20 protein-coding genes and 2 tRNA genes are annotated in these 18,035 nt (G+C 70.6%); 13 read left to right on the forward strand and 9 right to left on the reverse strand.

Features of this window, described 5'->3' with window-relative positions:
* The first annotated feature begins 13 nt into the window (after positions 1-13).
* From AB0I69_RS38440 to AB0I69_RS38450, 3 genes are all read left to right on the forward strand, one after another.
* Positions 14-87: transfer RNA gene (locus AB0I69_RS38440), tRNA-Met, on the forward strand.
* Positions 88-292: 205 nt separating this feature from the next.
* Positions 293-2,131 carry a tetratricopeptide repeat protein gene (locus AB0I69_RS38445; protein ID WP_363100398.1) on the forward strand — a complete coding sequence of 613 codons (1,839 nt, stop codon included), beginning with the start codon at positions 293-295 and terminating at the stop codon, positions 2,129-2,131.
* 185 nt (positions 2,132-2,316) lie between these two features.
* Positions 2,317-2,390, forward strand: a tRNA-Met gene (locus AB0I69_RS38450).
* 173 nt (positions 2,391-2,563) lie between these two features.
* Here the strand turns inward: AB0I69_RS38450 and AB0I69_RS38455 are convergent.
* The 3 genes from AB0I69_RS38455 to hisN form a co-directional block, all read right to left on the reverse strand.
* Entirely contained in the window at positions 2,564-2,980 is a 417-nt protein-coding gene (locus AB0I69_RS38455; protein WP_363100399.1) for a Fur family transcriptional regulator, read from the reverse strand.
* A gap of 99 nt (positions 2,981-3,079) precedes the next feature.
* Complete coding sequence (locus AB0I69_RS38460; protein WP_363100400.1) at positions 3,080-3,472, reverse strand: CBS domain-containing protein; 393 nt, start codon at positions 3,470-3,472, stop codon at positions 3,080-3,082.
* Positions 3,473-3,624: 152 nt separating this feature from the next.
* Entirely contained in the window at positions 3,625-4,425 is an 801-nt protein-coding gene (hisN, locus tag AB0I69_RS38465) for a histidinol-phosphatase (RefSeq protein WP_363100401.1), read from the reverse strand.
* Between the two features lie 215 nt (positions 4,426-4,640).
* Between hisN and AB0I69_RS38470 the strand changes: the two genes are divergently transcribed.
* Complete coding sequence (locus AB0I69_RS38470; RefSeq protein ID WP_363100402.1) at positions 4,641-5,246, forward strand: TetR/AcrR family transcriptional regulator; 606 nt, start codon at positions 4,641-4,643, stop codon at positions 5,244-5,246.
* Positions 5,247-5,255: 9 nt separating this feature from the next.
* Here the strand turns inward: AB0I69_RS38470 and AB0I69_RS38475 are convergent, their stop codons facing one another.
* The 4 genes from AB0I69_RS38475 to AB0I69_RS38490 form a co-directional block, all read right to left on the reverse strand.
* Positions 5,256-5,579 carry a multidrug efflux SMR transporter gene (locus AB0I69_RS38475; protein ID WP_019072143.1) on the reverse strand — a complete coding sequence of 108 codons (324 nt, stop codon included), beginning with the start codon at positions 5,577-5,579 and terminating at the stop codon, positions 5,256-5,258.
* Between the two features lie 86 nt (positions 5,580-5,665).
* A complete protein-coding gene (gene rsgA, locus AB0I69_RS38480) occupies positions 5,666-6,676 on the reverse strand; it encodes a ribosome small subunit-dependent GTPase A (protein WP_019058314.1) in 1,011 nt (336 codons plus the stop codon).
* A 12-nt stretch (positions 6,677-6,688) separates the two neighbouring features.
* Positions 6,689-8,017: a 3-phosphoshikimate 1-carboxyvinyltransferase gene (aroA, locus tag AB0I69_RS38485; protein WP_363100403.1), complete on the reverse strand. Its 1,329-nt coding sequence runs from the start codon at positions 8,015-8,017 to the stop codon at positions 6,689-6,691.
* A gap of 122 nt (positions 8,018-8,139) precedes the next feature.
* Positions 8,140-8,862 carry a M50 family metallopeptidase gene (locus AB0I69_RS38490; protein WP_363100404.1) on the reverse strand — a complete coding sequence of 241 codons (723 nt, stop codon included), beginning with the start codon at positions 8,860-8,862 and terminating at the stop codon, positions 8,140-8,142.
* 50 nt (positions 8,863-8,912) lie between these two features.
* Between AB0I69_RS38490 and AB0I69_RS38495 the strand changes: the two genes are divergently transcribed.
* The 8 genes from AB0I69_RS38495 to def all read left to right on the forward strand — a co-directional run bounded on the left by AB0I69_RS38495 (position 8,913) and on the right by def (position 16,315).
* Entirely contained in the window at positions 8,913-9,728 is an 816-nt protein-coding gene (locus tag AB0I69_RS38495) for an SOS response-associated peptidase (RefSeq protein WP_363100405.1), read from the forward strand.
* Between the two features lie 37 nt (positions 9,729-9,765).
* Positions 9,766-10,392 (forward strand): alpha/beta family hydrolase, encoded by a 627-nt coding sequence (locus tag AB0I69_RS38500; protein ID WP_363100406.1) that lies wholly within the window; start codon positions 9,766-9,768, stop codon positions 10,390-10,392.
* 235 nt (positions 10,393-10,627) lie between these two features.
* Positions 10,628-11,311, forward strand: coding sequence for an RNA polymerase sigma factor SigR (gene sigR, locus AB0I69_RS38505; protein WP_363100519.1), 684 nt, complete (start codon positions 10,628-10,630; stop codon positions 11,309-11,311).
* Positions 11,308-11,610: a mycothiol system anti-sigma-R factor gene (rsrA, locus tag AB0I69_RS38510; RefSeq protein WP_363100407.1), complete on the forward strand. Its 303-nt coding sequence runs from the start codon at positions 11,308-11,310 to the stop codon at positions 11,608-11,610. Before sigR ends, rsrA begins: the two co-directional genes overlap by 4 nt.
* Before the next feature lie 143 nt (positions 11,611-11,753).
* Positions 11,754-13,061, forward strand: a complete 1,308-nt coding sequence (locus AB0I69_RS38515; protein ID WP_363100408.1) for an HD domain-containing phosphohydrolase — start codon at positions 11,754-11,756, stop codon at positions 13,059-13,061.
* A 4-nt stretch (positions 13,062-13,065) separates the two neighbouring features.
* Positions 13,066-14,316, forward strand: coding sequence for an HD domain-containing protein (locus tag AB0I69_RS38520; protein WP_363100409.1), 1,251 nt, complete (start codon positions 13,066-13,068; stop codon positions 14,314-14,316).
* Between the two features lie 104 nt (positions 14,317-14,420).
* Complete coding sequence (locus AB0I69_RS38525) at positions 14,421-15,401, forward strand: hypothetical protein (RefSeq protein WP_363100411.1); 981 nt, start codon at positions 14,421-14,423, stop codon at positions 15,399-15,401.
* A 263-nt stretch (positions 15,402-15,664) separates the two neighbouring features.
* Positions 15,665-16,315, forward strand: coding sequence for a peptide deformylase (gene def, locus AB0I69_RS38530; protein WP_363100412.1), 651 nt, complete (start codon positions 15,665-15,667; stop codon positions 16,313-16,315).
* Positions 16,316-16,319: 4 nt separating this feature from the next.
* On the opposite strand, the gene AB0I69_RS38535 is transcribed toward def, so the two are convergent.
* Positions 16,320-17,282, reverse strand: coding sequence for a helix-turn-helix domain-containing protein (locus AB0I69_RS38535; RefSeq protein ID WP_363100413.1), 963 nt, complete (start codon positions 17,280-17,282; stop codon positions 16,320-16,322).
* A gap of 87 nt (positions 17,283-17,369) precedes the next feature.
* Here AB0I69_RS38535 and AB0I69_RS38540 point away from each other — a divergent pair, with 87 nt between their 5' ends.
* The gene (locus AB0I69_RS38540) at positions 17,370-17,534 is read left to right on the forward strand and encodes a hypothetical protein (protein WP_363100414.1); all 165 of its coding nucleotides are present in this window, start codon (positions 17,370-17,372) and stop codon (positions 17,532-17,534) included.
* On the opposite strand, the gene AB0I69_RS38545 is transcribed toward AB0I69_RS38540, so the two are convergent.
* Positions 17,512-17,967: a hypothetical protein gene (locus tag AB0I69_RS38545; RefSeq protein ID WP_363100415.1), complete on the reverse strand. Its 456-nt coding sequence runs from the start codon at positions 17,965-17,967 to the stop codon at positions 17,512-17,514. The genes AB0I69_RS38540 and AB0I69_RS38545 overlap by 23 nt on opposite strands.
* Positions 17,968-18,035: the final 68 nt, after the last annotated feature.

Raw genomic sequence — 18,035 nt, forward strand, 5'->3', positions numbered from 1 at the left:
TGCAACACAACGGCGCGGGGTGGAGCAGCTCGGTAGCTCGCTGGGCTCATAACCCAGAGGTCGCAGGTTCAAATCCTGTCCCCGCTACTGATCGCGAAGGCCCGGATCCTCCAAGGATCCGGGCCTTCGCGCTGTGCGAACGCATGTGCCGACGAGGGTGACGGCCGTGCCGCCGGGGGGACTTGGTGAAACCGTGTTTCGCTTGTCTCTCTGTGGGCATGTCGACAAAACGCTGTAGAGACCTCACTGGCTGCGGTATACCAGGTGTACCCAGGTTGCAGGTGGTGCGACGATGGACGTTATGGGGGACAAGGCAACTCTGTTGGATACAGGGCGTTTTGTGCAGCCTTCCGACCGGGACGAGACCGGTGACGGGGAGGCTGTCGACGAGGCACGTACACGGCTCGCCGCGCAGGCCGGCGACGTCGAGGCGACGAGTGTCCTCGGAGCGATGCTGCTGCGCCGCGGTGATCTCGACGGAGCCGAGCCTCTGCTGCGTGCCGCCACCGCCGAGGGCGACCGGGCCGCGGCCAACAACCTGGGTGTCCTCCTGCACCAGCGCGGCTACACCGACGAGGCCGCCGGATGGTGGCGGATCGCCGCAGTGGCCGGCTCCGCCGCGGCCGCGCACGCGCTCGGCCGGTACCACCGCGAGCGCGGCGACGAGCCCGCCGCCGAGTACTGGCTGCGCCAGTCCGCCGAACAGGGCCACGCGCTGGGCGCCTACGCGCTCGCCGATCTGCTGGAGCACCGCGGGGACACCGCGGCCGAGCAGTGGATGCGCTCCGCCGCCGAGCGCGGGCACCGCGAGGCCGCGTACCGGCTGGCGCGGGCGCTTGATCGCCGGGCGCCGCACGAGGACGAGGGCGGGACTGACAACGGTGTCGCATCGGCGCCTGGAGCCCCCGACGCGTCGGGGGACCCCGGGAACGAGGCCGAGCAGTGGTACCGGCAGGCCGCCGCGCGCGGGCACCAGCGGGCCGCGCTGCAACTCGGGGCGATCCTGGAGAAGCGGGGCGAGCTCAAGGAGGCCGGGCGCTGGTATCTGACGTCCGCCAAGGACGGGGAGGCGCGGGCCGCCTGCGCGCTCGGGTTCCTGCTGCGCGACGCCGGCGACACCGAGAGCGCCGCCGTGTGGTGGCTCCGCGCCGCCCAGGACGGCGACGGCAACGCGGCCAACGCGCTGGGCGCGCTGCACGCCGAGCGCGGCGAGACACAGACCGCCGAGCGGTGGTACCGAGCTGCGATGGACGCCGGTGACGTGAACGGCGCGTACAACCTCGGGCTGCTCTGCGCCGAGCAGACGCGTACCGCGCAGGCCGAGCAGTGGTACCGGCGGGCGGCCTACGCCGGACACCGCGAGGCGGCGAACGCGCTGGCCGTGCTGCTGCTCCAGGGCGGCGACGCGACCGGTGCCGAGCCGTGGTTCTCCAAGGCCGCGGAGGCGGGCAGCGTGGACGCCGCCTTCAACCTGGGGATTCTCTTCGCCGGGCGCGGCGAGGAGACGGTCGCGCTGCCCTGGTACGAGCGGGCGGCGGCTGCCGGGCACACGGAAGCGGCGTTGCAGGTCGGGATCGCCCGGCTGCGGGACGGGGACGAGCGGGAGGCCGAACGGCATCTGCGGTGCGCCGCCGGCGGGGGGAGCGCGGAGGCGGCGTACCGGCTGGCCTCGGTGCTCGACGCGCGGCGACCGCCCGCGCCCGCGCACGAGTTGGGCGAGCAGGTGCACGAGAAGACCGAGTGCGAGGAGTGGTACGAGCGGGCGGCGTCTCAGGGGCATCGGCGGGCTCAGGTGCGGGTCGGGATGCTCGCCGCCGCGCGCGGGGATGTCGTCGAGGCGGCTCGGTGGTACCGGGAGGCTGCCGAGGCCGGGTCCCGCAACGGTGCTTTCAACCTCGGGCTGTTGCTGGCTCGGGAGGGGAGTGAGCCTGAGGCGGCGGTGTGGTGGGCTCGGGCCGCGGATGCGGGGCATGGGCGGGCGGCGTTGCGACTGGCTCTGGTTTACGCGCGTCGCGGCGAGCTGGCCGAGGGGCAGCGGTGGGCTGATCGGGCGGTGACGTTGGGGCCGGGGGAGGTTTCTGAGCGGGCGGCTCGGTTGCGGGATGCGTTGCGGCAGGAGCTGACGGCGTAGCGGTGGGGGTTTTTCGCCCCCGCCGCCCCTACCCGTCCCGTCCCTGGGGGCTGCCGCCCCCAGACCCCCGCTTCGGCCCTGAAGGGGCCTCGTCCTCAAACGCCGGACGGGCTGACGGGAGCTGACCTGGGTTGATAAGCGATTTGCTTCTTTCCGCCCGCCTGACGTAATGTTGCATTCATCGACGCGGGGTGGAGCAGCTCGGTAGCTCGCTGGGCTCATAACCCAGAGGTCGCAGGTTCAAATCCTGTCCCCGCTACTGAAGGCCGAGGGCCGGAATCCGAAAGGGTTCCGGCCCTCGGTGTTTCTACGGTGACACGCAACCGACGCGTCGATCTTCAGGGCATGCCTCCCAGGGGCTTGCGCAGTACAAAGCCCCGGCGTCCGCGGGATGCGGTGCCGGGGCTTTGTGGACGGGTCGTTGGAGGACCGCTATGCGCTCGTGCAGTTCGGGCACAGTCCGCGGTACGTCACCTCGACGTCCGAGACCGTGAAGCCGAAGCGCTCCGAGTCGGGGAGGTCGGCGAGGGGGTTGCCGCCCGGGTGGACGTCGCGGATCTGGCCGCACTGGGCGCAGACCAGGTGGTGGTGGGGCCGGTGCGCGTTCGGGTCGTAGCGCTTGGCTCGCTTGTCCGTGGAGACTTCCAGGACCTCGCCGAGCGAGACCAGCTCGCCCAGCGTGTTGTAGACCGTCGCCCGGGAGATCTCGGGCAGCTTGGCCACGGCGCGGGAGTGGACCTCGTCGGCGGTCATGTGGACGTGGTCGCCGTCGAGCACTTCGGCCACGACGCGCCGCTGTGCGGTCATCCGCCATCCGCGTCCGCGCAGCCGCTCCAGGAGGTCACTCATGCGAGCCAGCTTAACAGCAGGGTGACCAGTTTCCGAATAGGTGTGACTTTGGAGGGGGGCTGGAATTGGACTCAGTCCAACCGTTTGCCCGGGTGGCCGTCAGGCGGGAACCTGCTGTCGTGCGGGTGCCCAGCAGCGGATGATGTCGCGGACCGAGACGATGCCGGCGGGCTCGGCGCGGTCGAGGACGATGAGGTGGCGGAAGCCGCCGTGGGTCATCGCGCTGGCCGCGTCTTCCAGGGTCCAGTCCGGGGTGGCGAAGACGACGTCGGTGGTGGTGTGGGCGTGGGCGCGCTCGGTGTCCGGGTTCTGGCCCCGGCCGAGCGAGTTGAGGATGTCGCGTTCGGTGAGGATGCCGATGCCGCCGGCGTCCGGATCGAGGACCACGGCCGCGCCGACGCGGCGTGAGGACATCAGGGCGGCTGCCTGGCGGAGGGTGTGGGCGGGGCCGATGGTGAGAACCACCGTGCTCATGGCGTCGCGGACCAGCATGGGATGAGGCCACCTCCTAGGGAATCCGGGTCCGATAGTTACCGGATTCACAAGTTCACAAGTGGGGGGACTCTCAGAGTCGCAGGCAAAGCACGGGTCAACAAGAGGGCGCGCACGGCCGGTTGGGGGCGTGTGTGGGCGTCTCGTGGGGCTCAGTAGCGCATGTTGAGATACCCCAGGAACTCGTCGTGCAGGATGCCGTTCGACGCCGCCGCGTTGCCGCTGTGCGGGCCCGGGCGGCCGTCGAGGCCCGTGAAGGTGCCGCCTGCCTCGGTGACGATGATCGCGGTCGCCGCCATGTCCCAGAGCGAAAGCTCCGGTTCGGCGCAGATGTCGACCGAGCCCTCGGCGACCATCATGTAGGACCAGAAGTCGCCGTACGCGCGTGTGCGCCACACCTCGCGGGTCAGGTCGAGGAAGCCGCCCAGGCGGCCCTGGTCCTCCCAGCCGGTGAGCGAGGAGTACGCGAAGGAGGCGTCGGTCAGCTTCGAGACCTGGGAGACGCGCAGCCGGGAGGCGGAGGAGAGGCTGCGGCCGGTGTAGGCGCCGTGGCCCTTCGCGGCCCACCAGCGGCGGCCGAGCGCGGGCGCGGAGACCAGGCCGACGACGGGCTGGTAACCGCCCTCCGCCGCCTCCGTGAGGGAGATGAGCGTGGCCCAGACGGGAACGCCGCGTACGTAGTTCTTGGTGCCGTCGATCGGGTCGATCACCCAGCGGCGGGGGCCGGTGCCCTCGATGCCGTACTCCTCGCCGAGGACCGCGTCGCGCGGGCGGGCGCGCTGCAGATGGCCGCGGATCAGGTCCTCGGCAGCCTTGTCCGCCTCGGTCACCGGAGTCATGTCCGGCTTGGTCTCGACCTTGAGATCGAGCGCCTTGAACCGTGCGGTCGTCGCGGCGTCGGCGGCGTCCGCGAGGACGTGGGCGAGGCGCAGGTCATCGTGATAGTCGGCCATGCGTGAACCGTATCTTCAGGGGTTGCGCCGGGGCTACAGGGTCCGGTGGGCGAAACGTGAGGTGGGGGACCGTCGTGCCCCTTCCCTGAGCGGCACTCTTCCGTCAACTCCCGCGCGCAATGGCCGAAGTGCGCCCCCCGGCGCCGCCGCGAACCCTTGACAGTGCTCCCGTGCGCGTCAAATCTGGGCGCAGAGCCGCTCGCCCCGGGAGGCGAATGATGCCTGCAGCGCGGGAATCCCTGCTGGACGCCGCCTATACGGCACTGGCGCGCCGGTCGTGGTCCACCGTACGGATGGTGGACGTGGCCGCTGCCGCCGGAGTGTCCCGGCAGACGCTGTACAACGAGTTCGGGAGCAAGGAGGGGCTCGCGCGGGCGCTGGTCAGAAGGGAGGCCGACGGGTATCTCGTCGGCGTCGACCGGGCCCTCGGCGCCCATGCCGACGCCCGCGAGCGGCTGACCGCGACCGCCGAGTGGACCACGTCAGCGGCCCGCGAGAACGCGCTGGTACGAGCCATGCTCACCGGCTGCTGGAGCGAACGGCTGCCCTCACCCACCCTGTCCGCGGTGCCGTCCTCCTCCGCCGTACCGGCACAGCGCCGGGCCGACGGGCCGCTGCCCTCGCCCGGCGACTTCGTGGCCGTCGTCCGCGACCGTGCCGTAGCGGCGCTGGCCGGGCCCGGTGCCGTCAAGCCGGACACCGCCGACCTGGCCCGCTCCTGCGAACTCGTCGTCCGCCTCGCCCTGTCCTGCGTGGCGGCGCCGCCGGGGGAGGGCGGGGTCGGCGAACTGGTGCGCGGCGCGCTGGGCCCAGCTAAATGACACGGGTGGTCAGTGTGCGGAACCGGACAGTTGGAGTCCGATCACGCCGACGATGACGAAGCTGATCGACACGAGCTTCAGCGTCGACACCAGGTCGCCCAGGAAGGCCATCCCGTAGATCGCGGTGCCGGCCGCGCCGATGCCGGTCCACACGGCGTAGGCGGGACCCACGTCGAGTTTCTTCAGGGAGAGGGTGAGCAGGCCGAAGCTGCCCAGGGCGAAGGTGCAGAAGGCGACCGTGGGCCACAGGCGCGTGAAGCCGTGGGACAGCTTCAGGCACACGGCGAACCCGGTCTCCAGAATTCCGGCCACGACAACCAGCAGCCACGCCATGTGCTGTCCTCCCGTTTGTCCGGCTCGGTGCGATTATGCACTTACCGAACTTGAGTCCCCACAAACACGCGGTGGTCAGACGATGATCAGTCGCCTTCTGTGCGCTCACGGGTGGCCAGCAGCCGCCGTAGCGAGTACAGCCGCTGCGGGTCGGCGTGACCGTCGGCCACCCACTGGTCCAGGGCGCAGTCCGGCTCGTCGTGGCTGCACGCGCGCGGGCAGTTCTCCGTGCCCGGCTCCAGGTCGGGGAAGGCCTTGATCACCCGGGACGGGTCCACGTGGTGCAGGCCGAAGGAACGGACGCCCGGGGTGTCCACGACCCAGCCGGAGTCGTCCGGCAGCGGGATCGCGCGTGCCGAGGTCGTGGTGTGCCGGCCGCGGCCGGTGACGGCGTTGACGATGCCGGTGCTGCGCCGCCGCTCCAGCGAGACCAGCGCGTTGACCAGGGTCGTCTTGCCGACGCCGGAGTGGCCGACGAACGCGGTGATCTTGCCGTCGAGTTGCTTGCGGACCCGCTCCACCGCCGTGCCGTTCTCCAGCTCCTCGCGGCTCGTGACGACGTAGGGGACGCCCAACGCGCCGTACATCTCCAGGAGTTGGTCCGGTGACGCCAGGTCTGACTTGGTCAGGACGAGGAGTGGGTCGAGGCCGCCGTCGTAGGCGGCGACCAGGCAGCGGTCGATGAGGCGGGGGCGCGGCTCGGGGTCGGCGAGGGCGGTGACGATGGCGAGCTGGTCGGCGTTGGCGACGACGACGCGCTCGTACGGGTCGTCGTCGTCGGCCGTGCGGCGCAGTACGGAGGTGCGTGGCTCGATGCGGATGATGCGGGCGAGGGTGTCCTTGTCGCCGGACAGGTCGCCGATGATGCCGACCCGGTCGCCGACCACCGCCGCCTTCCGGCCCAGTTCGCGGGCCTTGACCGCCATCACGACCCGGTCCTCGACCAGACAGGTCAGCCGGCCCCGGTCGACGGTGAGGACCATGCCCTCGACCGCTTCCTCGTGCTTGGGGCGGATGTTCGTACGCGGCCGGTTGCCCTTGCGGTTCGGGCGCTGGCGGATGTCGTCCTCGTCGGTGTTCTTGCCGTAGCGACGCATGGCGTGTGTCCCCTACGCCCCGTCGCTCCCGAGCATCCCGGTCCACAGGTCGGGGAAGTCCGGAAGGGTTTTCGCCGTCGTCGCCACGTTCTCGATCTGCACGCCCTCGACCGCGAGGCCGATGATCGCGCCCGCGGTGGCCATGCGGTGGTCCTCGTAGGTGTGGAAGATCCCGCCGTGCAGGCGGCGCGGGCGGATGTGCAGACCGTCGGCGGTCTCGGTCACGTCACCGCCCAGCTCGTTGATCTCCTTGGTGAGCGCGGCGAGCCGGTCCGTCTCGTGCAGGCGCAGGTGGGAGACGCCCCGGAGGGTGGACGGTGAGTCCGCGAGGGCGGCGACCGCCGCGATGCCGGGGGTCAGTTCGCCGACCTCGCCCAGGTCCACGTCGATGCCGTGGATCGCACCCGAACCGGTGAACTCCAGCCCGTACTCGGTCAGTTCGCAGGAACCGCCCATCTCGGTGAAGATCTCCCGCAGCCGGTCACCGGGCTGGGTGGTACGGGCCGGCCAGTCCGGTACGACGACCTTGCCGCCGGCGACGAGCGCTGCCGCGAGGAAGGGCTGGGCGTTCGACAGATCCGGCTCCACGGTCAGGTCGCGGCCGAGCAGCGCGCCCGGGGTCACCCGCCAGACGTTGGGCTCGCCGCCCGACTCCGGGGTGTCCACCTGGGCGCCGACCGCGCGCAGCATGTCGACCGTCATGCGGATGTGCGGCATGGAGGGGAGGGAGGAGCCGGTGTGGCGGACCTCTACGCCCTGGTTGAAGCGCGGGCCGGAGAGGAGCAGGGCCGACACGAACTGGGACGAGGACGAGGCGTCGATCTCCACCGGGCCGCCGTCCAGCGCGCCCCCGCCGTGCACCGTCAGGGGCAGCGCGCCCCGGCCGTCGTCGTCGATCCGGGCACCGAGGACGCGCAGGGCGTCGATCACGCCGTGCAGGGGGCGTTCGTACGACCGCGGGTCGCCGTCGAACCGGATGGGGCCGTCGGCCAGGGCGGCGACGGGGGGCAGGAAGCGCATCACGGTGCCCGCGTTGCCGACGTCGATCGTGGCCGGGCCGTGCAGGCCGGACGGGATGACCCGCCAGAACTCTCCGGAGCCCTTCTCCGTGCCTACGCCCTCCTCGATGCCTACGCCCATCGCGCGCAGGGCGCCGGCCATGAGGAGGGTGTCCCGGGAGCGGAGGGGACGGCGCAGCCAACCCGGTTCGCTGGCGAGGGCGGCGAGGACGAGGGCGCGGTTGGTGACGGACTTGGACCCCGGGACGTGGACCGTCGCGTCGACGGCTCCGGCGGCGGTGGGGGCGGGCCAGAGGGCGGTTTGTGAGTCGTTCGGGGCCATGGCCCCACTGTATAAGTAGGCCGTCTGTCGAGTGCCGCGCTGTTGGGGCTGGTCGCGCCCGCGCGGCGGAGCCGCAAATAGATACAGCCCCGCGCCCCTGACGCCTGCCCCTTCGGGGCGCGTCATAGCTCCAGTAGCCACCTGCCGCCGCCTATGAGCGAGCACAGGGATACCAGGTGGAACAGGAACAGCCATAGACCCGCTGGTACGTGCGTCAGTCGCGCCAACTGGTCTGCGTCCGAGTCGCCTGCGCCGCCCCTGGACCTCTTCGCCTGGAGTTCGAACGCTGGGCGGACTCCCCCCAGCAACAAGAACCACACCACCGCGTACGCGAACGCAGCCTGCACCTGGGGGCCCGTCAGCCAGGACACGAGCAGGAAGGCTGCGCCGCTGAGGATGACCGTGAGGGCGCCGTAGGCGTTGCGGATCATCACCAGCATGGCTATCAGGAGGACGGTCGACAGCCAGAGGAGGAGCGTGATGTGGCCGGCGCCCAGGAGGGCCGCGCCGCCCAGGCCCAGGAGTGGGGGAGCGGTGTAGCCGGCGGCCGCCGTGAGGATCATGCCGAGGCCGTGCGGCTTGCCGCGGCTGACCGTGAGGCCGCTGGTGTCGGAGTGCAGGCGGATGCCGGTGAGCTGGCGGCCGGTGAGGAGGGCCACCAGGCCGTGGCCGCCCTCGTGGGCGATGGTGATGGCGTTGCGGGAGAGGCGCCACACGTTGTGCGGGACCACCACGGCCAGTGCGGCGACCATGGTGGCGATCACCACCCAGAGATCCGGGTCGGGCTGGCTGCCGAAGACCTCGTCCCAGAGGGCGGGTATCGAGGCGATTGCGGTGCTGTCCATTGGTGGCGGAGGCTCCCGTGGTGGTCGTCGAATCTGGCAGTGTGACACGTATGTGCGGACGGTATGCAGCGAGTCGTGGACCCGAGGATCTCGCAGGAGTCTTTGAGATCGAGAAGTGGGAGCCCGAGGAGGCTTTGGCTCCCGACTACAACGTGGCCCCGACCAAAGAGGTCTATGCAGTCCTCGACCGTCCACTTAAGGACGCGGACAGCGCGAAGCCGGTTCGCCAGCTGCGCAAGCTCAAGTGGGGGCTCGTGCCGAGCTGGTCGAAGACCCCCGAGGGCGGCGCCCGGATGATCAACGCCCGCGCCGAGACCGTGCACGAGAAGCCGTCGTACCGCCGTGCCTTCGCCGCCCGGCGCTGCATCATCCCGGCCGACGGCTACTACGAGTGGGTCACCGCCAAGGACGAGCGGGAGCTGGAGGTCGAGGGGAAGAAGAAGCGGCAGCGCAAGCAGCCGTATTTCGTGCTTCCCGCCGACGGGTCGGTGTTCGCGATGGCCGGGCTGTACGAGTTCTGGCGGGACCGGACGCTGCCCGACGACCATCCGCTGGCCTGGTGGGTCACCTGCTCGGTGATCACGACCGAGGCGGAGACGACCCCGCTGGCGGTCGCGCCGGACGAGGGGCCGTACGCGCTGGCCGACATCCATCCGCGGATGCCCCTGATGCTCACTCCGGACCGCTGGGACTCCTGGCTCGACCCCTCCCGCACGGACCCCGACGACCTGCGCGAGCTACTCGACCCGCCGCCCGCCGGGCTGTTGCGCGCCTACCCGGTGTCCACGGCCGTCAGCAACGTCCGCAACAACGGACCGGAGCTGCTGAAGGAACTGGAAGGTCCCGAAGAAGGCACACTTTTCTGATGTGACTTCTGACGTGACTCCTGTTGTGGCTTCTGATGTGAGCGAGATCATTGAGACCGATGCGGGTGCGGCCCGCATCGCCTGGCACACGGCCAAGAAGGCGCGGCTCGTCCTCGCCGTCAGCCATGGCGCCGGGGGCGGCATCGACGCCCGGGATCTGCGGGCCCTTGCCGCCGTACTTCCCGGGCACGGCGTCTCCGTCGCGCTCGTCGAGCAGCCCTGGCGGGTCGCAGGGAAGAAGGTCGCGCCCGCGCCGAAGACGCTCGACGTGGGGTGGCGGGGGATCTGGGCGGCCGTGGCGAAGCCGGGGTTGCCGGTGATCTCCGGGGGCCGTAGCGCCGGAGCCCGCGTGGCCTGTCGTACGGCGACGGAGCTGGGTGCCGCCGCCGTCCTCGCCCTGAGTTTCCCGCTGCATCCGCCGGGCAAGCCGGAGAAGTCGCGGGCCGACGAACTGCTCGGGGCCGGGGTGCCCACGCTCGTCGTGCAGGGCGGGAACGACCCCTTCGGGAAACCGGCGGAGTTCCCGCAGGGCGACTACGAGCTGGTCGAGGTGCCGTACGGCGATCACGGGTTCGCGGTGCCGAAGCGGGCGGAGATCGGGCAGGAGGCGGCCCTGGAGATCATCACGGGGAGCGTGGTCGAGTGGACTCGAACACTTGGGTAAAGGGGGGAATGCCGGGGCCCGTACCACTGTTGTGGCGGACATAGAGAGTCGTAGAAAGGAAGTCCTCCGCATGGGTTCGACCTTCTGCCCGGCCCGTAGCAGCCGCTCCGACCTGGACTGGTCGGTGCTGCACGCGGCCAAGGCCACCCCTATTGGGGCGGCGGGCGGACCGGATCGTCGTCTATCCTCCGATTCTGGTGGTACCGGCTTCGGTGCTGCCCGGAATCTTGAGGAGGTGGGTCCGGTTCCCGGTACCGACGCAGGGACCGAACACGGCCAGGCGGAGCAGCCCGAGGGCCAGGGCACGAGCACGGAGTCCACGGCGGAGCGCAGTGCGCGCTTCGAACGGGACGCGCTCGAATTCCTCGACCAGATGTATTCGGCCGCGCTGCGTATGACGCGCAATCCGGCCGACGCCGAGGACCTGGTGCAGGAGACGTACGCCAAGGCGTACGCGTCCTTCCACCAGTTCCGCGAGGGCACCAACCTCAAGGCGTGGCTGTACCGGATCCTCACCAACACGTTCATCAACTCGTACCGCAAGAAGCAGCGTGAACCCCAGCGCTCCGCGGCCGAGGAGATCGAGGACTGGCAGCTCGCCCGTGCCGAGTCGCACATGTCGACCGGTCTGCGCTCCGCGGAGTCGCAGGCGCTCGACCATCTGCCCGACTCGGACGTGAAGGAAGCACTCCAGGCGATCCCCGAGGAATTCCGCATCGCCGTCTATCTCGCGGACGTAGAGGGCTTTGCGTACAAGGAGATCGCGGACATCATGGGGACACCCATCGGCACGGTGATGTCCCGACTGCACCGGGGCCGCCGTCAACTGCGCGGCATGCTTGAGGACTACGCGCGTGACCGCGGACTGGTCCCGGCCGGTGCCGGAGAGTCGGACGAAGCGAAAGGCTCGGGCTCATGAGCTGCGGAGAGCCGCACGAGACGGACTGCAGTGAGGTCCTCGACCATCTCTACGAGTTCCTGGACCGGGAGATGCCGGACGCGGACTGCACCAAGTTCGAGGTGCACTTCGAGGAGTGCTCGCCGTGCCTGGAGAAGTACGGCCTTGAGCAGGCCGTGAAGAAGCTCGTCAAGCGGTGCTGCGGGCAGGACGACGTGCCGTCGGACCTGCGCTCCAAGGTCATGGGACGACTGGAGATGATCCGGTCGGGACAGGCCGTGCCCGAGCACGACGTGACGGCCACTCCGCAGGAGTCCTGACCCCGGAACCCCCGAGTCCCTTCGGGGAACGGGCTGTCGTCACTCGAACGTGCTAATCCGCGGCTGATACGCCCGCAGCCCTCCCCCGACCGCCCTAGGCTCCTCGGCCTGGACAGGCATGGTCGGGGGGAAGGGCGTCAGTCATGGAGGCGACACCGGCACGGGCACGTGCGTACGTCGTCTGTGTCGCCCTCGGCGCACTGTTCTGCCTGCTTCCGCTGCCGACCGTCCACGCACCCTGGTGGGCGGTCGCGCTGTTGGCCGCCCTCTACGCCGGCTGCGAGCAGATCGCCCGGCGCCGGTTCGCCGGCACCTTCTACCCGGTGCTGCTCGCCGCGGCCTTTCTCCTGCCCCCGCCCGCCGCCGCGCTCGTACCGCTGCCGGGGGCGCTGCTCTCCCGCGTCGAACAGGGCTCGCCCTGGCTGCGGCGGAGCTGGCGGGCCGCGCAGCTCGCGCTCGGCGTCTGGGCGGCCGGGCAGGTGCACTGGGCGCTGGGCGGCCGGAACGCGGTCGTCGCGTCCGACTTCCCGTATGCGCTGGTGCCCGCTCTGGCCGCCGTCCTCGCCTTCTGCCTGGTCCTGACCGTCCTCGACGGCGGGATCCTCGCGCTGGCCGAGCGGATGCCTGTACGACGGGCCTGGCGAGGGCTGTTCCTACGGTCCCTGGCGCCGATCGGCGTGCACGGGCTCGCCGGGCTGATGATGGCCGTCCTGTGGCGCAGTCCCTACGGCCCCGTCGCCGCGTTGCTCGTGCTGTTGCCGATGGGGGTGTCCTGGTGGGTGTTCGCGCAGTACCACCAGGAGCGTGCCGCGCATCAGGCGACGATCCGTGCCCTCGTCCAGGCCGTCGACATCAAGGACGGGTACACCCGCGGGCACAGTGAACGGGTGGGGCAGGCGTCGATGATGATCGCGCGCGAGCTGGGCATGGACGACTCGCGGGTGGAAGTGCTGCGCTTCGCCGGGATCCTGCACGACGTGGGGAAGCTGGGCGTGCCCACGCGGTTGCTGCGCAAGGAAGGGCCGCTGACTCCCGAGGAGCGGCGGGTGATCGAACTGCATCCCGAGTACGGCCACGAGATGGTGCGCGGGATCGGTTTTCTGGGGGAGGCCCGTGCGGCTGTCCTGCACCACCACGAGCGGTTGGACGGGAGCGGGTATCCGTACGGGCTGTTGGGGAGTCAGATCCCGGAGTCCGCACGGGTAGTCGCTGTCGCCGATGCCTTCGACGCGATGACGTCGACGAGGTCCTACCGGAGGGCTCGGCCGGTGTCTGCGGCGCTGGAGGAGTTGTCGCGCTGTGCCGGTACGCAGTTCGACCCGTTGATGGTGCGGGCGTTGGTGCGGGCGCTGGGGCGGTGCGGGTGGCACCCGGCGGTGACTGCTGACGAAGTCCAGTCGTCCATTGTTCTCCCACCCACTCCGCCCGTTTCAAGTGTGTTGAGGGGTTGACGAAATGCCCCTGTTCCGTGCCCCTCTCGCCCTCGCCGCCATCCACACCTCCGCCGCCCTCCTCGCCACCACCTCCCTCACCCTCACCCTCTGGACCGGCCTCGAAGAACGCGGAGTCGCCCTCGCCTTCGGAGTCCTCGTCGCCGTAGGGGAGTTGAGCCGGTGGAACGGGACCACCGGCCTCCGCGAAACCGCCCCGCTCGGCGCCGCCGGTGCCCTCTCCTACGCCCTGCTCGGCGCCGACGCCGGCCACCCCACCCACCACGGCGTCTTCCAGGTCGTCGCCGTGGTCGTCGCCGCCTCACTCGTCGGCTGTGTGCCGCACATCGCGCGCGGCCACAGCCGTACCCCCGATCACATGGCGCGCCGCGTCCTGACCGTCGGCTTCGCGGCCGTCTGCTTCCAACCCCTGTACAACCAGGGGGTGTTCCGGCACTGGGGCGGCCCCGCCTACGCCCTGCTCCTCCTCGCCCTGCTCTCCCTCACCGCGCTCTGCGACGCCGTACTCGCCGCCGCGCTCGCGCACTCCCGCACGGGCTGGCCGTTCGGGCCGCTGCTGCGGGACGAGCTGCGCGGGATGCTCGGGATCGGGTCCGCCGTCTGCGCGACCGGCGCGGTGATGGCGCTCGCGGTCGCCGTCGTGGGGCTGTGGGCGCTGCCCGTGTTCTCGGTGCCGCTGCTGCTGACCCAGCTGTCCTTCCGGCGGTACGCGGCCGTACGGGACACCTACCGGCAGACCATCGCCTCCCTCGCCCGGTCCACCGAGATAGCCGGATACACCCCGGCCGGGCACGCCCGCCGGGTCGCCGCGCTCTGTCAGGCGGTCGGGCGGGATCTGGGGCTGTCCGAGCCCGACCTCACCGTCCTGGAGTACGCCGCCCTGATGCACGACATCGGCCAGCTCAGCCTCGTCGACCCGGTACCGGCCGGGGCCACCGCCGTACTCCCCGTGGCGGAGCAGCGGCGGATAGCACTGCTCGGCGGGGCCGTCGTACGGCAGACCGGGGTGAGTCCCCAGGTCGCGGCCGTGGTCGAGCGGCAGGCCGATCCCTGCCGGGAGCAGCCCGTCAGCGCGCGGATCGTCCGGGCCGTGAACGCGTACGAGGAGAAAACGCGGGCAGGCGGCCCCGGTGGGCCTCTCCAGGCGTTGGAGGAGCTGCGCCTCGGGACCGCCGGGGACTACGCTCCCGAGGTCGTGGAAGCGCTGGCCCGGGTACTGTCCCGGGACTGTCTGACCTTGCCTTCGGCTGGGTAACCCATGGGTAATGAGCGCCCTCCCAGCCGTACGTGGTTGGATGCGAAGAAGAGGGTGTCCGGGGGCAGAGCCAGCCCACTGAACGGAACTGGCAGGCGGGAATCGTGAGGATCTTCGGCAAGGGACGGCACCGGCCCTCCGCCTCCTGGCGGCAGGCCACCGACCGTGCGTTCACGCTGATCGGCGACGGCCGGTACGAGGACGCGGGCGCGCTGCTGACGCGGGCCGCCGATCTGGAGCCCTGGCTGTCCGAGTCCTGGTTCAACCTCGCCCTGCTGCACAAGTTCCGGCACGACTGGGAGCAGGCCCGCGCGGCCGGGCTGCGCGCCGTCGCGCTGCTCGACCGGGAGGCCGGCGCGCCTGACTGGTGGAACGTGGGCATCGCGGCCACCGCCCTGCAGGACTGGCCGCTGGCCCGGCGGGCCTGGCAGGCGTACGGGCTGCGGGTGCCGGGCGGGGTCACCGGCGCGGGTGAGCCGGGCGGTATGGATCTCGGCAGCGCGGCCGTACGGCTGTCCCCGGAGGGGGAGGCCGAGGTGGTGTGGGGGCGGCGGCTGGATCCGGCGCGGGTCGAGGTGCTGTCGATCCCGCTTCCCTCGTCCGGGCGACGCTGGGGTGAGGTCGTGCTGCACGACGGGGTGCCGCACGGGGAGCGGACCACGGCGGCCGGGCACTCGTACCCCGTGTTCGACGAGATCGAGTTGTGGGCGCCGTCGCCCGTGCCTACGTGGGTGGTGCTGCTGGAGGCTGCCGCCGAGGCTGATCGGGATGCGTTGGAGCAGTTGGCGGCGGATGCGGGGTTCGCGGCGGAGGACTGGTCGTCTTCCGTGCGGTTGCTGTGTCGGATGTGTTCTGAGTCCCGGATGCCGTCCGATGAAGGTGACGGGGAGCATCTCGATCCGCATGACCACAGTGAGCCGGGGCATCCTGGGCCGCTCGGTCATCGGACGGATGGGCAGTTGTGGGTGCCGGAGCGGGAGTGTGGGCTTGCGGCGCCGGCGTCGCTTGTTCGGGGGTTGTTGGACGGGTGGGTTGCGGATAGCCCTGATTCACGGGACTGGCGGGATTTGGAAGAGGTTTGCTGAGGCCGGTGGGTCGCTGCGGGTCCGCTGTGGCTGGTCGCGCAGTTCCCCGCGCCCCTAAAGACAGGGCGTTGCCGCTGGTCGCGCCTACGCGGCGGAGCCGCACATCGACACAGCCCCGCGCCCCTAAAAGACAGGGCGTTGTCGCTGGTCGCGCCCATGCGGCGGAGCCGCAAATATGCATAGCCCCGCGCCCCTGAAGGGCGCGTCCACGTACCCTGTATTCGCAGTAATCCCCCTGGTTTTTGAGGAAGGCGTTCGTCGGCATGGCGCAGCAGGACACCGATCAGCAGCACGTGGGCGTGCTCCCCGTGGATGACGAGGGCTTCGTCGTCGACACCGAGGAGACCGAGGAGCGTGAGGCGGCCTGGCGGGAGCGGGGGAGTTCGCGGGCCATCACGGTCGTCGGGAATCCGGTGCTGCACAAGGAGTGCACGGACGTCACCGACTTCGGTGCGGAGCTGGAGACGCTGGTGGCGGACATGTTCGCCTCGCAGCGCACCGCCGAGGGTGTCGGCCTCGCCGCCAACCAGATCGGCGTCGACCTGAAGGTGTTCGTCTACGACTGCATGGACGACGAGGGCAAGCGGCACGTCGGTGTCGTCTGCAATCCGAAGGTGGTCGACCTGCCCGCCGACAAGCGGCACCTGGACGAGAGCAACGAGGGGTGTCTGTCGGTGCCGACCGCGTATGCGCCGCTCGCCCGCCCGGACTACGCCGAGGTGACCGGGCAGGACGAGCGGGGCAACCCGATCAAGGTCCGCGGTACCGGCTACTTCGCACGGTGTCTGCAGCACGAGACCGATCACCTCTACGGCTACCTCTACATCGACCGGCTCTCCAAGCGTGACCGCAAGGACGCGCTGCGGCAGATGGCCGAGAACGAGCCCCGTTACCCCGTGGTCGCCAACGACTGACTGTTCAGGCGGCTTCCGGGCCCCTGAACGTGCGTCGGTAGGCGTTCGGGGTGGTGCCCAGGGCGCGGACGAACTGGTGGCGCAGGGCGGGCGCGGTGCCGAAGCCGGCCCGCCAGGCGATCGTGTCCATCGTCTCGTCCGTCCCCTCCAGCAACTGCTGGGCCAGCAGCACCCGTTGACGCAGGATCCAGCGGTACGGCGTGGTCCCGGTCTCCTGCTGGAAGCGCCGGGCGAAGGTCCGCGGTGACATGAGGGCGCGGGCGGCGAGCTGTTCGACGGTGACCTCCTCGTCGAGGTGCTCCGCCATCCACACCAGCACCTCGCCCACGGTGTCGCACTGCGAGCGCGGCAGCGGCCGCTCGATGTACTGGGCCTGGCCGCCGTCGCGGTGCGGCGGTACGACCATGCGCCGGGCGATGGCGTTGGCGACCTCCGGCCCCTGCTCCTTGCGCACGATGTGCAGACAGGCGTCGATGCCGGCCGCGGTGCCCGCCGAGGTGATCACCGGGTCCGCGTCGACGTACAGCACATCCGGCTCTACGACGATCTTCGGATACCGGCGGGCGAGCAGCTCGGCGTGATGCCAGTGCACCGCGCACCGGCGTCCGTCCAGCAGCCCGGCGGCGGCCAGCACGAACACGCCCGAGCAGACGCTGAGCACCCGGGCACCCCGGTCCACGGCCCGTCGTAGGGCGTCGAGCAGTGCCTCCGGGTACTCCCGGGCCGCGTAGGTCGCACCGGCCGGAACGGCGATGAGGTCCGCGCTCTCCAGGCGCTCCAGACCGTGCTCGACGGTCAGGGAGAAGCCTGCGTGGGTGGTGAGCGTCGGGCCCTCGGCCGAGGCGACCGCGAAGTCGTAGACCGGCAGGCCCTCATCGCTGCGGTCGAGGCCGAACACCTCGCAGACGACGCCGAGTTCGAAGGGGTGCACTCCGTCGAGCAGGACCACGGCCACGTTCGTCAGCATGGTGCCAGTGTGCGCCACGACTGGCAGTAAATCGAGGGTGTACGGCAGTCCTGCCACTCACGGTAAGGAGTCAAAAGGACGAGACTCATGTCCATGAACGCAGCCGTGGACAACCTCATCGCCCTCCTCGTCGTCGTCGCCGCCTTCGTGGCCGTGACCTTCCCGTCGCTGCTCGGTATCGCGCACGACCGGCGCATCGACCGTCAGATCCGGACGGCCCACCGGATGATCACTTCGACACCACGACGGTGACCGACCACTCCTGAATGCCCTTGCACGAGATCTTGTGCGGGGCCGTCGCGCACAGCGGCCGGGACGACGTGAGCTTCACGGTTCCGGCCGAGACCGCCTTGAACGCGTTGCTCGCGTCGCCGGGCCGGATCAGGATCCCGCTGTTGGTGGCCTCCAGGCCGCTGCCGGCGGTCTTGACCGGCGTCCAGGGCCGGGCGGTCGTCCCGTCCAGCAGGATCCGCACGGTGTTGCCGGTCGTCAGGCAGAACGTGCCGTTGCTGTCGGTGGCGGCGAGGGTCTCCTTCGCCGTACAGGCCGACCGGGTCTTGCTCGGCGTGGGGGACGACGACGGCGACACACTGGCGCTGCCGGTGTCGGACGTCGTGCCGCAGCCCGCGAGGGCGAGCGCCAGGGTGGCGACGGCGAGGGACGGACCAAGAATCGATCGACGCATGGGGGCCTCCTTTGGTCCTTTGACGTGTCACGGACGCATCCGGATCCCTCGTGAACTGTGAATTATCC

Origin of the sequence: Streptomyces sp. NPDC050508 (assembly GCF_040655155.1) — a bacterium.
Classification (GTDB): Bacteria; Actinomycetota; Actinomycetes; order Streptomycetales; family Streptomycetaceae; genus Streptomyces.

Bases quoted from the DNA above. Each gene is read 5' to 3' on its own strand.
- AB0I69_RS38445 (WP_363100398.1), top strand. From the start codon at position 293: ATGGACGTTATGGGGGACAAGGCAACTCTGTTGGATACAGGGCGTTTT.
- AB0I69_RS38455 (WP_363100399.1), bottom strand. From the start codon at position 2,980: ATGAGTGACCTCCTGGAGCGGCTGCGCGGACGCGGATGGCGGATGACC.
- AB0I69_RS38460 (WP_363100400.1), bottom strand. From the start codon at position 3,472: ATGCTGGTCCGCGACGCCATGAGCACGGTGGTTCTCACCATCGGCCCC.
- hisN (WP_363100401.1), bottom strand. From the start codon at position 4,425: ATGGCCGACTATCACGATGACCTGCGCCTCGCCCACGTCCTCGCGGAC.
- AB0I69_RS38470 (WP_363100402.1), top strand. From the start codon at position 4,641: ATGATGCCTGCAGCGCGGGAATCCCTGCTGGACGCCGCCTATACGGCA.
- AB0I69_RS38475 (WP_019072143.1), bottom strand. From the start codon at position 5,579: ATGGCGTGGCTGCTGGTTGTCGTGGCCGGAATTCTGGAGACCGGGTTC.
- rsgA (WP_019058314.1), bottom strand. From the start codon at position 6,676: ATGCGTCGCTACGGCAAGAACACCGACGAGGACGACATCCGCCAGCGC.
- aroA (WP_363100403.1), bottom strand. From the start codon at position 8,017: ATGGCCCCGAACGACTCACAAACCGCCCTCTGGCCCGCCCCCACCGCC.
- AB0I69_RS38490 (WP_363100404.1), bottom strand. From the start codon at position 8,862: ATGGACAGCACCGCAATCGCCTCGATACCCGCCCTCTGGGACGAGGTC.
- AB0I69_RS38495 (WP_363100405.1), top strand. From the start codon at position 8,913: ATGTGCGGACGGTATGCAGCGAGTCGTGGACCCGAGGATCTCGCAGGA.
- rsrA (WP_363100407.1), top strand. From the start codon at position 11,308: ATGAGCTGCGGAGAGCCGCACGAGACGGACTGCAGTGAGGTCCTCGAC.
- AB0I69_RS38515 (WP_363100408.1), top strand. From the start codon at position 11,754: ATGGAGGCGACACCGGCACGGGCACGTGCGTACGTCGTCTGTGTCGCC.
- AB0I69_RS38520 (WP_363100409.1), top strand. From the start codon at position 13,066: ATGCCCCTGTTCCGTGCCCCTCTCGCCCTCGCCGCCATCCACACCTCC.
- def (WP_363100412.1), top strand. From the start codon at position 15,665: ATGGCGCAGCAGGACACCGATCAGCAGCACGTGGGCGTGCTCCCCGTG.
- AB0I69_RS38535 (WP_363100413.1), bottom strand. From the start codon at position 17,282: ATGCTGACGAACGTGGCCGTGGTCCTGCTCGACGGAGTGCACCCCTTC.
- AB0I69_RS38540 (WP_363100414.1), top strand. From the start codon at position 17,370: ATGTCCATGAACGCAGCCGTGGACAACCTCATCGCCCTCCTCGTCGTC.
- AB0I69_RS38545 (WP_363100415.1), bottom strand. From the start codon at position 17,967: ATGCGTCGATCGATTCTTGGTCCGTCCCTCGCCGTCGCCACCCTGGCG.